This window comes from Moorena sp. SIO3A2 (assembly GCF_010672265.1).
Lineage (GTDB): Bacteria > Cyanobacteriota > Cyanobacteriia > Cyanobacteriales > Coleofasciculaceae > Moorena > Moorena producens.
This window is the reverse complement of the sequence record NZ_JAAHHC010000006.1, coordinates 128,513-145,257: the sequence shown is the minus strand read 5'-3', so window position 1 is coordinate 145,257 and position 16,745 is coordinate 128,513. Positions and strand designations below refer to the sequence as shown.

The 16,745-nt window shown below is 43.5% G+C and carries 9 protein-coding genes and 3 pseudogenes; 9 read left to right on the top strand and 3 right to left on the bottom strand.

What is annotated here, in order from left to right; translation table 11 throughout:
- Positions 1-42: 42 nt before the first annotated feature.
- From F6K64_RS08400 to F6K64_RS08375, 6 genes and pseudogenes are all read left to right on the top strand, one after another.
- A pseudogene (locus tag F6K64_RS08400) lies at positions 43-189 on the top strand (transposase); the annotation flags it as partial.
- A gap of 301 nt (positions 190-490) precedes the next feature.
- Complete coding sequence (locus F6K64_RS08395) at positions 491-1,780, top strand: tetratricopeptide repeat protein (protein ID WP_287265266.1); 1,290 nt, start codon at positions 491-493, stop codon at positions 1,778-1,780.
- Positions 1,777-2,916, top strand: coding sequence for a tetratricopeptide repeat protein (locus F6K64_RS08390; RefSeq protein ID WP_287265265.1), 1,140 nt, complete (start codon positions 1,777-1,779; stop codon positions 2,914-2,916). The genes F6K64_RS08395 and F6K64_RS08390 overlap by 4 nt, the downstream gene beginning before the upstream one ends.
- Before the next feature lie 137 nt (positions 2,917-3,053).
- The gene (locus tag F6K64_RS08385; RefSeq protein WP_287265263.1) at positions 3,054-4,073 is read left to right on the top strand and encodes a PDDEXK nuclease domain-containing protein; all 1,020 of its coding nucleotides are present in this window, start codon (positions 3,054-3,056) and stop codon (positions 4,071-4,073) included.
- 82 nt (positions 4,074-4,155) lie between these two features.
- A pseudogene (locus F6K64_RS08380) lies at positions 4,156-4,260 on the top strand (PDDEXK nuclease domain-containing protein); the annotation flags it as partial.
- A 46-nt stretch (positions 4,261-4,306) separates the two neighbouring features.
- Positions 4,307-4,762: a nucleoside deaminase gene (locus F6K64_RS08375; protein WP_044492035.1), complete on the top strand. Its 456-nt coding sequence runs from the start codon at positions 4,307-4,309 to the stop codon at positions 4,760-4,762.
- Positions 4,763-5,128: 366 nt separating this feature from the next.
- Here F6K64_RS08375 and F6K64_RS08370 read toward each other — a convergent pair whose 3' ends face one another.
- Entirely contained in the window at positions 5,129-6,421 is a 1,293-nt protein-coding gene (locus F6K64_RS08370; RefSeq protein ID WP_044492033.1) for a glycosyltransferase family 4 protein, read from the bottom strand.
- A gap of 472 nt (positions 6,422-6,893) precedes the next feature.
- Here F6K64_RS08370 and F6K64_RS08365 point away from each other — a divergent pair.
- A pseudogene (locus F6K64_RS08365) lies at positions 6,894-7,964 on the top strand (ISKra4 family transposase); the annotation flags it as partial.
- Positions 7,965-8,325: 361 nt separating this feature from the next.
- Here F6K64_RS08365 and F6K64_RS08360 read toward each other — a convergent pair.
- Both F6K64_RS08360 and mnmE read right to left on the bottom strand, forming a co-directional pair.
- The gene (locus F6K64_RS08360; RefSeq protein ID WP_008179108.1) at positions 8,326-9,078 is read right to left on the bottom strand and encodes a TauD/TfdA family dioxygenase; all 753 of its coding nucleotides are present in this window, start codon (positions 9,076-9,078) and stop codon (positions 8,326-8,328) included.
- A 1,100-nt stretch (positions 9,079-10,178) separates the two neighbouring features.
- The gene (gene mnmE / locus F6K64_RS08355; protein WP_008179110.1) at positions 10,179-11,558 is read right to left on the bottom strand and encodes a tRNA uridine-5-carboxymethylaminomethyl(34) synthesis GTPase MnmE; all 1,380 of its coding nucleotides are present in this window, start codon (positions 11,556-11,558) and stop codon (positions 10,179-10,181) included.
- Here mnmE and F6K64_RS08350 point away from each other — a divergent pair.
- Complete coding sequence (locus tag F6K64_RS08350; protein ID WP_131826988.1) at positions 11,544-11,774, top strand: hypothetical protein; 231 nt, start codon at positions 11,544-11,546, stop codon at positions 11,772-11,774. The two genes, mnmE and F6K64_RS08350, sit on opposite strands and share 15 nt — an antisense overlap.
- A gap of 806 nt (positions 11,775-12,580) precedes the next feature.
- A complete protein-coding gene (locus F6K64_RS08345) occupies positions 12,581-16,576 on the top strand; it encodes a CHAT domain-containing protein (RefSeq protein WP_161603123.1) in 3,996 nt (1,331 codons plus the stop codon).
- Positions 16,577-16,745: the final 169 nt, after the last annotated feature.

Here is a 16,745-nt window from a genome sequence, read left to right as displayed (position 1 = left end):
TGGTCTGTACTCCGATTATAGTGTAATCTACAAGATTTGACAATGGGTTTACGGAATATTGGCACAGTATTAAGCTCCTTGCAAATGCACCTAGTATGCGTAACTAAGTACCGCCAAAAAATATTGACCACTGAGAGTCTCGCGGCCATTGAAAATTCGTTCAAAGAAGTGGCTAAGAAAATGAATTTTTAAATTAGAGAACTTAATGATTTGTTCGCGTTCGCCTTTGGCGTGGCCTACGGCCAAGCGTGGCCTACGGCCTCAAGTTACCGTAAGAATAAAGGAGCCAAAATTCGCCAAGTTTTAACCAAAGGTGCGCTTTCCGTATTAAGAATTAAATTCGCCACGGATCCCACCTCTTTTACGTATAGCTGAACAACCATAAAGGCTCCTTTATTCTAAGGTTTCGTCTCCTAGAAGGACAGGGCTTGAGACCCATTTTTTTGGTCAATATCGAGCTGCCCTCCAGTCCCTAGCCACAGATTCTCCCTTGAGTGATCAACAAGCTCTAGAGATTCTGTGTGCCAGAGATGCACTCCACAATGCCCTCACTGAGGAACCCTTCATACTTGCAGAGCTTCTAGAGTGCATCCATGAGCTAGATGCCCAACTCCAACAACACAAACAACGGATTGACCAAGCTCTGGAACTTTCTACCTATCGTCACAGTCTACCAACAAAGCCTAAGGGCTGGTGGTGGTATTTGGATCAACAGCGTCCTCCTCATCCGCTAGATCGTTACGACTGGGTGTTTAACGGTGTGACCTTTGCAGGTTGGAGTGTCAGTCTGGCTCTGCTAGTCAACATTGTTAGTCGTTTCTTAAGTGGTGGTCCCGGTGTAGCTGGCACTTCCGCCATCATTGTACCAACTCTGATCACTCTGCTGAAAGCCAAAAGTGACCTTACTGAAGAAGAGCAAAAAGATAACGATTTCTCAGAAGCATTGAAAAAATGTTTTGAGGAATTGCTAACTCGTTTGAAGGTGCCCAAGTTTCTTCATGCTGAAACCAAGTTTTTCTCCACTCTCGCTCTAGTGTTGGGATTGCTAGGGTTTTGGTCTAGCCTACCCAAGATTTCAGTTATTTACGGTCAACGTGGCTTAGAGCACTATCGAGCCGGTGAGCTTAGTAGTGCCGAAGCCGACTACCAAAGAGCGATTGCCCTTGATCCTGATAATGCTAAGGCCCATTATAACCTGGCCGTAGTTTATGAAGACTGGTTACAGCTCAAGAAATCAAAGCAAGAGTACCAGTTGGCAGTAAGTGCCAACATTCCTAGGGCATACAACAACTTGGCCAGACTCTACATTCTAGAAAAGGACTATCCTAAAGCGGCAAACATTTTAGTTGAAGGTCTAAAATTAACCACAAAGCAATCAGTTTATCCAGAGGATAAGTACAATCTCTATAAAAATTTAGGGTGGGTAAGATTCAAACAAAACCGGGATGATGAAGCTAAAATTGCCCTGGAAAAAGCTATCAATATTGCTAAGAATCCAAAGGTAGCAAACTATCTGCCCAATCGTGCCTCTGCCTCTTGTATTTTAGCTCAGGTCTTTGAACGTCAGAAAAAACCTGAAGCTTCCCAGGAATCTCTAAAGGAATGGAAAAATTGTCGCGATTTAATCCTAGAAAATCCTCTGATTTCCAAACCAAACCAATGGCTGGATCTAGCTAATGATTTAGGAATAGGAAATCCTTGGATTCCAGAAGAAGACACCTGGTTACATCTAGCTAATCAACGTATTCAGAAAGCTCAACAACAGAAAACAATGCCATGATTTGGAAACGTCTATTCTCCATCTTCCTACTTTCCACGGTTTTAATCGCGATCGCAGCTCCAGCAACTATTCCGGCTGAGGGTATTTACGAGATCGCAGCTCTCACAGGAGATGTTCAAGTGAAACGTCCCCTGTGGTTTGGTTATCGTCGGGCTTACAAAGGAGATCGCCTCAAGCTCACAGACCGAATCTGGGTCAAAAACCCTCAGTCCTCTGCTACAGTTTCCTGCAATAATCTCAGTAATTGGGAAGTTGCTGTAGGAACAGCTTTTAAGGTGTCTGAAGGTTGCTCAAATTCAGGAATATTGTTCCGACCGGAAGATGATCTTGCACCTGGACGTGGCATCGAGAATGAAGACCTTCCCTACCTGATCAGTCCTAGGAATACAGCACTACGTCCTAATCAACCCCTGACCCTGCGCTGGCATGCCATGAAAGAAGCCACCCACTATGATGTTACTATTAAGTATCTGGCAAGACCAGTGTGGGAAAAACGGGTATCTGAACCCATAGTTGATTACCCTGATAGCTCCCAACTCCGACGGGATCGGGATTATTTTATAGTTGTGACTGCTAGTACCGGTGTCTCTTCACCTGAAAATCCCGATCAAGAGTCAGCTCCCACCATTACCCTGCTGACGGATGAGCAGGAGCAGGAGCTGAAGAAAAACCTAGCTCAGATTGAGACACAAAATCTGGATGCAGATGCCAAAGCTTTGGGGCAAGCTCATCTTTATCACAGCACTTGTCAAGATCAAAATTATCCCAACACTTGTCTCAATCAAAATGCCATTGAGGTTTTAGAAACAAGAATCAAAGCTGGTACAGACAATGCTGCCATTTATCAGCTCCAAGCTGACATGTATAAGCGCATTGGACTAAAGCGACAGGCTCAGCAGCGTTACCGCACAGCCCTGGCACTGGCTAAAAAGACTAACAATTTGCCATTGCAGGCGGAAATTCAAGAACAGCTTGGTGAGATTGCCCACAACCTAGAAGAGTTTGCTGAAGCAGTTGAATGGCTAGAGGCTGCTGAGGCAATTTATCAAAAGGGTTTAAATTTGGAAGATCCAGAGGCACAAGGGAAGCTAGAGGAGCTAAGAAAGGATATTGAGGATTCTCGACAGAGGATTTGAGGGGATAACTAAGTAGTCAGGGGTCAGCTATCAGCTATCAGCCAACGGCCAACGGCTGACCGCTGACCCCTGACCGCTGACTGCTTTAGGTTTGTTATGATCACCTTTTGGACAAATGTTGTTGAAACGGAAACCAGATGAGTGACTTGGATTCAGGGAAGTATCGGCAACTACTAGTAGAAGTCAAGCAGCGCATTCGCGAGGCCCAGTACCAATCTCTCAAAGCAGTCAACAAGGAATTAATTACTCTTTATTGGGATATTGGACGGTTAATTTTTAGCCGTCAACAGGGAGAAACCTGGGGTAAGTCAGTCGTAGAACAACTAGCAAAAGACTTACAAGCGGAGTTTCCAGGTATCAGTGGCTTTTCGGTTCGGAATATCTGGAATATGCGCAATTTATATCTCACCTACTCTCAAAATGAAAAACTGCAACCATTGGTTGCAGAAATTGGTTGGAGTCATAATTTGCTTATTATGCAAAAGTGTAAAGATGACTTAGAGCGAGAGTTTTATATCCGGATGACGCGGAAATTTGGCTGGACAAAAAATGTTTTGATTCACCAAATAGAGAATCAAACCTACGAGAAAACGTTGCTGAATCAAACTAATTTTGAACAGACAGTTTCCGAGGATATTCGTAAGCAAGCTAAGTTAGCCGTTAAAGATGAGTACACCTTTGATTTTTTGGAACTAGCTGATCAGTACAGTGAGCGTCAGTTAGAGCAAGCAATTATAGCTAAAGTCGAACCATTTTTACGAGAAATGGGAGGGATGTTTGCCTTCATTGGCAGTCAGTATCGCTTAGAAATTAGCAACAAAGAGTATTTTATTGATTTGCTGTTATTTCATCGCAGTCTCAAATGTTTGGTAGCAATCGATTTAAAAATCGGGGAGTTTTTGCCGGAATATATAGGCAAGATGCAGTTTTATTTAGCAGCGTTAGATGACAAAGTTAGGCTAAAAGAGGAGAATTATGCCATAGGAATTATTCTGTGCAAGTCTAAAGATAAGACCATTGTGGAATATGCGTTGAAGGAGTCAAACAAACCGATTGGTGTTGCTACTTATCGAATAGTTTCAACGTTACCACAACAATTGCAGAATCAACTTCCTGCACCTGAACAAGTGGCTTTGTTATTGGAGGGGGTGGAGTGATAGTAAGCATACAGCGGTTTGCGTAGCGTGTGCGTAGCACATAAGCTGTTCGCGTAGCGTGCGCGTAGGGCATAAGCTTACTCGTTTAGAAATTAGCAACAAAGAGTATTTCATTGATTTGCTGTTATTTCATCGCTATCTCAAATGTTTGGTAGCAATCGATTTAAAAATCGGGGAGTTTTTGTCGTAATATATAGCCAAAATGCAGTAGCTCAGAGTGATGAGGTGGAATTGTGAATCAGTTTATGCTAGCAGCATTTAAAGAGGCTCAGATGGGTTTCCAAGAGGGAGGAATACCGATCGGTTCAGTTGTGGTTAAGGGTGGTGAAATTGTAGGGCGTGGGCACAACCGGAGAGTCCAAAAAGGTAGTGCAATCCTTCATGGCGAGATGGATGCTCTTGAAGATGTTGGCTCTCAACCTGCTTCTTTTTATCAAGATGTCGTTTTGTACACTACATTGTCACCATGCAGTATGTGTACTGGCGCGATTTTGTTGTACAAGATCCCCCATGTTGTGATTGGGGAAAACAAAACGTTCTTAGGTGAAGAAGAATTACTTCGTTCTAGAGGTGTTATTGTTGAGGTTTTAAACGACGATAGTTGCTATCAATTAATGCAAGACTTTATTCTGAATAACTCTAAACTTTGGAATGAGGATATTGGTGTTGTTGATAATAATGATTTATAGCGTTTGTCGCATTCATGAGGTACAGTATTATTTGAGGTGGATTCCCTGTATTGATGCAGCGCATCGCTATTCCAGATTAACTCTTATCTGTTCCGGTGATCCGCTGTTCCCTGTTCCCTAAAATCCCGAGTGTACCTCATAGCTATGATAATTGCTATAATTTGAATTACTGCCGAAATTAGCCAGCAGTAATAGGGATGAGCAAACTACTCATCTTTCCAAGATAATACCGATTTTTAAGAATTACAAAAATCCGATGCACCTATGACGTTATTCGTTAGGGTCAAGGCAGAAGAGGCACTTCTTGAAGATTTTAGCTAATCTTATTCAAGGACAGATTGGGTTTGAACTACTTGTGTCAGGTAGTCAGGACTGTATCTTGGAGCTGGCTAGGTGGTCAGCAATCACCTTGTGATAGATCTTTATCATGTGATCTACCTTAACTTCCCAATCAAAATGTTGCATAACTTTATTTTGGCCCATTCTTCCCATATCAAGGCGTTTTTGGGGTGAGTGGGCCAGCGTCAGCATTGCATTGGCAAGACTATCAATAAACTCCTCTCTAGAGGAGGGTTCTACAAGAATTCCACAAGAAGTATCGAGATAATCTGCTGGGCCTCCCCAATTAGTGGCAATCACTGGAAGTCCCTTTGCCATTGCCTCAAGCACCACTGCCCCACCACACTCTAAAAGACTGGGTAAAACAAACGCATCAGACTGCTGTAATTGCTCTGAACACTTTTCCTGAGAAAGCCAACCAGCAAAAAATACTTTACCAGTATTGTGGATAGTTGTGGATAAAATCTTGAGTTCTTGTGCTTGTTTCTCTAATTTATCCCTCTCTGTTCCATCACCAATAATAGTTAAGCTGATAGGAAACTTTAGGGATGCCTGTTTAAAAGAAATCAGCAATATATCAACGGCTTTCCAGTCCACAAGCCTACCAATAAAAATATAATTTACTGTTTTTATTTCACTGTTGCTAGACGCAGATAATAGAGGCTTAAATATAGATAAATTTACACCGTTTTCTACTATTTTAATTACTTGTTTGCAGGCGACTTGAGGTAGTGCTTTTCGGGTTCGCTCATTTGCCACTATGAGTAATGCTGCCTGTTTCTTTCCAGGTATCAATTGGTTCATAATATTTAAAAACTTCCGTCCCAAAAATATGGTTAAATTGACAGTTTTCTTTTGGAGTTTATGAAAACCTGGAGGATAGTCCATACCACCATTCATAGGACCAATAATGATCGGTACACCCATTCCAAACAGCATAGATGGCTCTTTAGGGGATACTGGAATCGGTTGATGAATAATATTGATCTGCTCCTGCTTAACAATACGGCCAATGATTTGCCGCTGGGTCAGCTGGGTCAAAAGACGCATAACTAGCCCTAGGGTAAAGTAGGATAAACGGGTAGGCAGCAGATTACCTAACTGCCACAACATACGATGCCAAATGGTGTCAGGAACATAAGCAATATGTTGATCTTGGGGAAATAATGCCTCTAATTCTGCACGAGTGCGTTCGTGTACGACTAACCAAGTAGGAATTCCTCGTTGGCGCAAAATTCGATAGTAATGTAATGGAAGAGCTGCTTCACCACCAAACTTTGCAGATGCATGTTCCGCTGCAATCAATACTCGAAGGTTCATATTATATACCCTATGTTCTGTGATCTGTTTATCCACTAGCACCCGGGATTGACCTTTGGTCACGCTACGCCATGCGACCTAGGAGCCGCTAAAACCGATCGACTACACTTACTTTGTCACTCTAATTACCTATACAGGGTCAATGTATATTGTCAATAAACTACTAATATTTCTTAATAAACTCGGCCTTATTGTGCTTGTTGACAATGTATTTTCCACATATAGCAGTCTTAAATGATTCGTGAAATATATTGGCCACGCTGCGCGAACGCCAAATCCCTATAACCCTTGCCCAGCAACGATTACCGATTTTGCTGATTTTACAAATGATTTGGGTGCGGCTCTTCTAGAAATACGGTATTATTTAAAATAAGAAAACTAACAAGCTTGTCAGAGTAAGGCTTTGAGTCAAAAAAACCGTTAAGGGACGTTTCTTGTACATAAGTGGAAAACCGGGGTTAAATTCAGAGATATGCAAGCATCGTACTCAAATGAAGACATCTTCTTTTCACCAGCACGAGAGCTATTTGAAGAAATCGTAGAGTGGTTGGGTTCAGATCGGGTTTGCGGTGCGCGAGCATGGGGAGTTAGAGAACAAATTACTGGAGAACGGGTACGAACTATTAAGACGGCAACTGCCGCGGTTATTTTGATAGACGTAGTGATGACGAGATTGAAGGTGAGTGTTTGGGTAGTGACCAAGCCAGAAGAACTCATAAGAAGAAGTTGACTCGTAAACTGACCACCTTATTTGGAACCGTAAGAGTCAATCGAATTGGTTATGGAGGAAGGAAGCTCAATTCCCTGAGTCCATTGGATGCGGAATTAAACCTACCGCCATCCCAATATTCCCACGGACTGACAGAGCGAGTCGCAGTAGAAGTAGCCCGTTCGGGGTTTGGTGAAACAGTAGAGATAATTTCCCAAACAACCGCAGCCAAAGTTGGTAAGCGTCAAGTGGAAGAATTAGCCTTCAATAGTGCCTGTGACTTTGACCAATTTTACCACCAGCAACAATCACATATAGAGCAATCTCCACAAACAGGGGAAATAGTAGTGATTACTGTTGAGGGTCTTGGTGTAGTGATGCTAAAGGAAGATTTACGTGCTCATAAAAGAATTAGGGCGCTGGCAAAGAGCAAGAAGTTAAATAAACGATTAACCCTTGGTGAAAAACGAAACTCGAAGCGAATGGCTACAGTAGCTTCGGTTTATACCATTGACCCATTCGTTCGCACACCTGAACAAATTGTCAATCCGGAAGGGGAGGAGCTTGATATTAAAGAACTCAAAAGACCCAAGCCTCAATCCAAGCGTGTTTGGGCAAGCTTAATTAAACAGCCAGAAGTAGTTATTAGCGAAGCATTTGACGAGGTATTGCACCGCCGAAGCACTCAACAAAAACACTTTTGTGCTTTGGTAGATGGTAATAAAACTCAATTATCGCGCTTTGAAGAAGTTTGCGAGCAAACACCAGATTAACTTAACAATTGTTCTCGATATTATCCATGTAATTGAATATTTATGGAAGGCGGCATTTGCCTTGAACCTATCCCACTATTGTCCGAAAACTTGATAGACTGAAAATCAAGTAATCAGAAAAACTTGAACAGATAAATGCCAGGAAGATTTGAAGGATTAAGTGACATAGAATGGGAGCTGTTTGAAAAGNCTGCCGACTATAAAGGCGACCCTCTACTTACGGTAACTTCAAGCCCTCCGGGCATTACTACTTTCAGGTCGGTAAGTTACGGGTCTCTCTCCCGGCTCAGCCTGCGGTTTCTCAGCCTGTACCCTATGCTTTAATTGCTTTAATTACACCCTAGCGCCAAGGTATTGTCAACTCGGCGACTCAAGTCGCTACGGTCTTTCATCCCCGGTTTAAAAACACGGGGCTTTCAGCCTTAGGAGTTCCGTAAGAAGATGCGTTGTAGTTCTCGAGTGGGATCGCTATAGGTGGTTCTTGAATGTGCTATACATTTGTTGTCCCAAAGCAACAATGAGTATTGGTTCATCCGAATAGCCATGTGATTTTCTTCGTAATACGCTAGAAATCGGTCGGCAATTTCTCCCAAAAACGGCTCGGGAGTAAAGGGCTTTAGGTTCTCTGGATCGGGGCTGTAGTCACCGTATTTAATATAGTTACAAGAAAAGCGGAAAACAGGCTTCTTACCCTCAAATGACAGGATCGGATGAATTGCTCCCTTGGTGCGGTTGGCGTGGACTCCCCTGGTGGCACCAAAATGGTGTCGAGTCTCCATGAGTTTTTTCTTTTCTTCTTCCGTAAGAGTCTTCAGGAATCCTTCCACATAAGCCAACGTGGTCATCCCACCACCACAATCAGAAGGCTTTTTGCACCAAAGCACTAGATAGTTCGGTGGGGTTTGATAATCGCTGGCTTCTGTATGAGGAAGCAAACGCCTTTCACCTCTGGCATCGGAAAATTTCATCAATTCTGGTTCATATCTGACATAGAAAATCGGTTGCCCATATTGCAGGATTAACTCACCACCTGTGACCAATTTTGAAAATTCGATCCAGTCAAAATTGGGGTCTTCAGTTTCCACATAAATAAAGTTGTTTTGCTCCAGTAAGTTCTGATAATCAGTAATTGATTTATCAAATTCGGGCATTTTAATTGCCTGAGCAGTTAACATCAAAACTCCTTTTTTTTATAAGGCTGACAAAAATTAACTATAGGGGAAATAAATTCAATACTGGTTACTTGTTTACATTTTTTTACAAAAAAACACATAATAAAATATAAAACAACTAATTATTAAGTAATTACAATGGATTCGTGATATATAAGGGTGTTTCTCAACCAGAGGTTTTGCCATTTATGCCACGGGGGACTTTCATCTGTTCAAAGTTTCCCTCTTAAGCTGCTGTGCATTTTCTTGATGCCGTCGCTCATGGGGGAAACCGCCTGTTCCCTTGCTGCATCGCTTAAATTGCCTATTTTCCAATTAGAAAAAAACCTCAAAACCCTCTCCCCATCTACTATCTACGCCAGCTAGCCAGTTAAGTGTGTAACAGCTTATTAAGGGGGGCTGTAGTCATAGTCAAGCTTTTAGCATTTAAGACAAGCTTCTAGATTCAGTCTCTTAGAGACTTTTTGTTAAATAAAGGTTAAAGTTAGTTAAAGTTAAATAAAGCTTAAATTATTGCGTAGGGTGAGATAGGCGGCGAGTACTTTAAAAGCTCACCTGTAGCGAGAGCTGTCTGCCTTAACTCACCCCTATTAAGTACTCTATATTTCTTAAGATTTACTTTATAAATAGTCTCTAAGTTTTAGAGCAATTCTGATTTGGGTGAGGTTTTTAGGGAGCTAAGGCCGTGAGCCACGCTTACTGGCAGAGCCAGACGCTGCGCGAACGCGAACAGAGCTGGTAAGAGGGAAGAGGTAAAAAATAGTGAATAATGGATAATTGCCTTTTGCTGATTACCCATTATTCACTATCCATTAGCAGCCCAGTAATAAGATAAGTAATCGTAAGCATTCAGCTATCAGCCGTCAGCCGTGAGCTAAAAGCTCACGCTACGCGAACAGCTTATTTTATTCAAAAGCACCATTAGTAACGTACGCTATGGGCATAAACTGTTCCCGTAGCGTGGCCACAGACCTTTAGCAGGGATTGCGCTACTTGAGGTGCTGCGCGAACAGTAGCGCATTAGCACCTCAAGTAGCGTGGCCGTAGGCCTTTAGCTGATAGCTGACGGCTGAATGCTTACAAGTAATCAAACAAACTTAATATTACTTCCCAATACAGAAACGGCTGAAAATGCGGTCAAGCACTGATTCGGTTACTTCCTCTCCTGTAATTTCTCCCAAGGCTTGAATTGCTCCACGCAAATCTATCGTCCAAAAATCTAAGGGTAACTCTTTTGCAATAGTTTCTTGCACTTGCTGAAGAGACATTTTCGCCCGGGTCAATGCAGCAGCTTGTCGTTGGTTAATGGCTAAATCTAAATCAGCGGCTTGCAGGTTGCCACGATTTACTGCGTCAAGAATTGCCTTCTCCAGAGCATCAATCCCTTGATTGTAGGCAGCAGCTGTCTTCACTACCCGCTCTATAGTATTAGGATAGGATAGGGTAGATTCAGCCTTATCACTGGCTAGGTCAGTTTTGTTAATTACTAGAATTACGGGACGTTCTTGCACCTGTTGGTAAATTTCCTGGTCTCCTGCACTCCAGCCAGTGGTTGCTTCAATCACCAGTAATACTAAGTCAGCCGCCATCGCTGCACTACGCGATCGCTCTACTCCAATCTTCTCCACTTGGTCAGCCGTTTCCCGAATTCCTGCTGTATCGAGCACCTGTACCGGAATTCCCCCAACTACTAACTGGGATTCTACTACATCTCTAGTGGTACCAGGAAGGTCAGTGACAATAGCGCGATCGCATCGACTCCAGGCATTCAATAAACTGGATTTTCCGACATTGGGTCGCCCCAGGATTACCACTTTTAAACCTGTGCGCAATAGCTCACCTTGATCCGCTGTGGCTAATAGTTGGGATACTTCTGTTAAGATATTGTTAAGTTGAGCTACAATTGCGCCTTGATCAAGGGGCGGTAAATCCTCCTCAAAATCAATTCGAGCCTCAATTTCTGCCAAAATATCCAGGCAAGTAGCTCTAGCTTCCCGAATGGGTGTGGCGAGCTTGCCCTGCAACCCAGCTAGGGCCGCTTGAACCGCTGCTGGGGAGCGAGACCCCACTAAGTCAGCAACACTTTCTGCTTGAGTCAAATCCAAACGCCCATTCAAAAATGCCCGCAGGGTAAATTCTCCTGGCTGTGCTAATCTCGCTCCTTGTTCTAGGCACAATTGCAACACTTTTTGTACAGGCATGATCCCACCGTGGCAATGGAACTCTACCACATCTTCACGAGTGTAGGAACGGGGAGCTTGCATAATTAGCAGCAATGCCTCATCCACTAGCTGTTGGGTTTTGGGATGACGCACATAGCCGTAGAGAATCCGGTGACTCTCCCAAGCCTGACGCCCCGGTGCCTGGAATAAAGTACGGGCAATTGCGATCGCATCTCTTCCTGACAGTCGCACAATACCGATACTCCCTTGTTGGGGTACAACTGCTGTTGCGATCGCAGCAATGGTTTGACTCTCGAACATTTCAGATCAAATTCGGTTAACTTACCATCATATCCCTTTTCGTGGTATAGGAGTCGGGAGTCGGGAGTCGGGAGTTGGGAATCGGGAGTCGGGAATCGGGAATCGGGAGTCGGGAGTCGGGAATCGGGAAAAAATGCTGTTTACCTGATTAGGCTAGAAACCGCATCACCTATTAGCGTAACCGAAAATTCCAGGCACTATTTGGGAAGTGATTAACCAGAGTGGTCAGCGGTCAGTGGTCAGCGGTCAGCGGTCAGTGGTCAGTGGTCAGCTTAAAACAAGGTAATAGGTAATAGGTAATGGCGTTGCTGAATTAAGGAATGAATGCGCGATCATTTGGTTTGATTGAAGCCCCCTAAATCCCCCAATTCTGGGGGACTTTGATAGTTTTGTTCCCCCCAGAATTGGGGGGCTAGGGGGGCAAAACCATACGCATAATCAGCAACGCCTAGGTAATAGGTAATAGGTAATAGGTAATAGGTAATAGGTAAAAAATCCTATCTACCTCATAGTTATGAAAAGCGCTGATAGCTGATAGCTGATAGCTGATTGCTGATTAATTATAGCTGATTGCTGATTGCTGATTGCTGATTGCTTACGTATTAGCAGCAAAGCTGACTGCTGTTCGCGTAGCGTGGCCAAAGGCCTTTAGCTGATTACTGACATAGTTTTTGATATTGCCATTAATGATAACAATAATAAATGAGTTGTGAAAACGATAATATTTGGTAAATTTCTACGAATAAATCCAAATTTTACCTTATTTATTTCACGGTAGAAATATAAGGGTAATCTTACCACTACTCTAGTATTTGTTTGTATTTTTTTGATAAAGATGACCAGATCTTTGTGAAGTTTTTAACTACTGCCAAACCTAATTTATCAAGATTGCAATAAATTTAACTATATAATCAAAGATTCGATTAATTTTGTTAATTATCCAGCAATTTAAATTTAAAATTAAAACCGATTAAGATAACGAAATAAAAAAGATTTTACGAATAAGCCAGATGAAATTAGCTGTGAGTAGAATTAGTCAATCCCTGAGCGTCCTCTATGTGTTGGCAGGACCTCTTTGGGTTATACCGACAATAGCACAGCCGATTCAAGCCGATCACACCACTGACACGGAAGTTATCCAAGATGGTAATCGCTTTGATATTGACGGAGGTACTCAATCAGGTGATGGCTCTAATCTATTTCACAGCTTTCAGGAGTTTGGTTTAGACCAAGACCAAATTGTTAATTTTTTGTCTCAACCCGGTATCAAAAACATTCTCAATCGGGTTACAGGTGGCAACGCTTCAGTGATTAACGGTCTCATCCAAGTCACAGGGGGCAACGCCAACCTGTTTTTAATGAATCCAGCGGGGATAATTTTTGGTGCCGATGCCCAGCTGAACATTCCAGGATCATTAACCGCTACCACCGCTACAGATATTGGCTTTGGTGATAATAATTGGTTTAGTGCCTTTGGTGACAACGACTACTTGTCCTTAATTGGAACACCTAGTGTATTTAGGTTCGAGACATTAGGTACACCAGGAGCCATTATCAATCAGGGCCAGCTAGAGGTGACACCAGGAAATAACCTAACCTTACTGGGTGGCACTGTGATCAGTACTGGAGAACTGGCAGCACAAGAGGGAAAAATTACGGTAGCTGCTGTACCAGGGGAAAGTTTAGTGAAAATTACCCAAGAGGGGCACTTGCTGAATTTGGAAATTCACCCCCTACTCACTGACCAACAATCCTTGACACCTGTGCAATTGCCTGAACTTTTAACTGGCCCTGATGTAGGTCATGCCACAGAATTCAAGGATAATGGTGATGGTACTGTAACGTTGCAGGATTCAGGCATCACTTTGGAGTCTGGGGATGTAGCGGCAAAGGAAGTAACGGCAGAGACTGCAACCCTGTCCGCCAACAATAACCTGACTCTAGTAGAAAGCCAGCTGTCTACCACGGGAGATTTAAACCTACTTGCCCAGAATAAAGTGGTGGTAAGGGATACTCTTGAGAATTCCTTCAATGCTATAGCGGGAGGAGACCTCTACATTCAGGGGGATTTAGGCATTGATATTCTGGCACTGAATCATCCCAAGACACCCTTTCAGAGTGGGGGTAATCTCAGTTTAGTTAGTGATGGGATTATTTCCGGAGATGCTCACTTTGCTAGTGGTGGTAGTTTCTCGATTCTGAATTTATCCGGTAAACCAGGTAATTTTCTGAGCTTCTATGACCCGATTATTATCTCTAGAGGCGATGTAAAATTTGGCGATTATACAGGAGCTTCTCTGAAAGTAGAGTCTACTGGAAGTATTGAGGGGGGAAATATCAAGATCACACAGCCAGACACCACTGGCTCGATTCCCACTTCAGATCCAGATTTTGAGAATTTGACCCAACGCCGCTCTCTGATTTTGCGAGCAGGTTTGAGTGAGGATCAATTGAGTAATTCAGTTAATTTTGATCCTAATCAATCAGTCACCGTAGAAGGGACAGAATTCTCTAATCTTGAACAGAATTTACCTGAAGGGAGTATCACTATTGGTGATATCGATACAAGTTCTAATCCGAGTGATGCTGCACCTGTAATCTTAGGTGATGCTGGACCCGTAATCTTATCAGCTCAAGACGACATTATATTCCGTAATAATGATCGTCCGGATGTTACCACGATCAGGACGACAGAAACAGGGGGTAGTAATTCTGGTGATGTAACCTTGGAAACTGCACAGGGAAGCATTGAGGTAAATGGTGAGACTCTCACAATTATCACCGAGGCATCAAACGGTGGAGATTCTGGTAACTTAACCTTTAACGTTCCAGATTCAAACAATGTTAACTTTGAGAATATTGAGATCAACACACAAGCTCAGAGGGGTGGCAATGGTGGTGATATCATAGTCTTCGCTCCTGACATTACTAGCGAAGCTGATGCAGAAGCAATACGAGAACAAATAGAATCTAACTCACGGTTAGATGCTCTCAGAGGTACGGAAGGAGAGATTACTATTAATCCGGGAGATCCAACGGATGATGGCACAGTCACACCACCGGATGATGGCACAGTCACACCACCGGATGATGGCACAGTTACACCACCGGATGATGGCACAGTCACACCACCGGATGATGGCACAGTTACACCACCGGATGATGGCACAGTCACACCACCGGATGATGGCACAGTTACACCACCGGATGATGTAACAGTTCTACCACCGGATGATGGCACAGTCACACCACCGGATGATGGCACAGTCACACCACCGGATGATGGCACAGTCACACCACCGGATGATGTAACAGTCACACCACCGGATGATGTAACAGTTCTACCACCGGATGATGGCACAGTTACACCACCGGATGATGGCACAGTTACACCACCGGATGATGTAACAGTTCTACCACCGGATGATGGCACAGTCACACCACCGGATGATGGCACAGTCACACCACCGGATGATGGCACAGTCACACCACCGGATGATGGCACAGTCACACCACCGGATGATGGCACAGGTACACCACCAGAGAATGTAACGGTTTTACTACCGGATGATCTAACAGTTTCACAACAGGTAGACTCAAAAATCCCCACACCGGATAACTCATCAATAACACCGCCAGAGGTTCCACCATTGGTAGAGCAACCAATCACACTGGAGGCGACCGTTACAAGTGACCTAGTCTATGGCATAGAAAAAGCCTTCACAGAAGAATATCAGGCATACTTTCTGCGACAGCTCAAGACCAAAATTTCTACTCAGAATGATGTGCGCGATCGCATTCGTGAGCTTGAGCGGGAGAAGGGTCTCAAGACTGGGGTTATTTATGTCAGTTTTGTCCAAAACTCCCTGACATTACCAGGAACTCGATGCCAAACTCCAGCAATCCCAGCAGCCGAAATTGACCGAAGATTTGGTTACCGACCCTCTGATCTACCTTTAGAACCGGAAAAATGCTTACAACAAAACGATGACCAGCTAGAACTGTTGCTGATCACAGCAGACGGTAATCCAATTCTGCGGCGAGTCTATAACGCAAATCGTGCTGAAGTCCTAGCTGTGACTAGGACCTTTCATCGAACACTGATAAATCCCCGAAGCTTGGATGATAAGGATTATCTCAAACCAGCTCAGCAACTTTACCAATGGCTGATCGGACCGTTGGAGGCTGAGTTAAAAGCTAATAAGATCGAGAGCCTGATATTTGCCATGGATCAGGGGTTGCGCTCCCTACCCCTGGCTGCTCTCCACGATCAAAAGAATTATCTAGTGGAAAATTATAGTGTCAGCCTGGTGCCTAGCCTTAGTTTGACCTATTCTCGGTTTACCCATGTTCAATCCTTGCGACTGCTGGCGATGGGAGCCTCCCAATTTTCTGATAAACAGGATTTGCCTTGGGTAAAAGTCGAGTTACAAACAATTATCAACAAACTGTGGAAAGGTAACTATTTTCTCAACGAAAGCTTCACTCTGGAAAATTTAAAGGCTCAACGAAAAAAACGGAAATTTGGCATCATTCACTTAGCTACCCATGCTCAGTTTAATCAGGGAGCTCCTGAAAATTCTTATATTCAAATGTGGGACGAAAAACTGGGGCTCGATCAAGTGGAAAATCTGTTTTCTGAGCCATCGGTAGAGTTGTTGGTACTCAGCGCTTGCCAAACCGCTTTGGGAAATCGGGAAGCAGAGCTAGGTTTTGCTGGCTCAGCCTTTCAGGCAGGGGTTGACTCCACTCTAGCAACCCTTTGGTCTGTCAGTGACCAAGGGGCTCTGGGGCTGACTACAGAGTTTTACCGTCAGTTGAACAAGACACCGAGTAAAACTGAAGCCTTGCGACAGGCACAGTTGGCAATGATTCGAGGCAATGTCCGGATCGAGAATGATCACTTATATAGCTCTGGCAAGAAAATTGCTTTATCCTCAGAATTGTCAGGATTTGGAAAACAAAGCTTTACCCATCCCTATTATTGGGCTGCTTTTTTGCTAGTTGGTGATCCTTAGTTATAGGTAAGCTATCAGCTATCAGCTATCAGCTATCAGCTATCAGTTATCAGCTATCAGCTATCAGCTAATGCGCACGCTACTTGAGGTGCTTTTTAATAAAAGAGGTAAGCATTGGTTTAATCTGAGTTAAGTCTGCTGACGGCTGACGGCTGACCACTGACGGCTG

Coding starts and splice junctions, on each gene's coding strand:
- F6K64_RS08385 (WP_287265263.1), top strand. CDS start 3,054: ATGAGTGACTTGGATTCAGGGAAGTATCGGCAACTACTAGTAGAAGTC.
- F6K64_RS08370 (WP_044492033.1), bottom strand. CDS start 6,421: ATGAACCTTCGAGTATTGATTGCAGCGGAACATGCATCTGCAAAGTTT.
- F6K64_RS08390 (WP_287265265.1), top strand. CDS start 1,777: ATGATTTGGAAACGTCTATTCTCCATCTTCCTACTTTCCACGGTTTTA.
- mnmE (WP_008179110.1), bottom strand. CDS start 11,558: ATGTTCGAGAGTCAAACCATTGCTGCGATCGCAACAGCAGTTGTACCC.
- F6K64_RS08360 (WP_008179108.1), bottom strand. CDS start 9,078: ATGTTAACTGCTCAGGCAATTAAAATGCCCGAATTTGATAAATCAATT.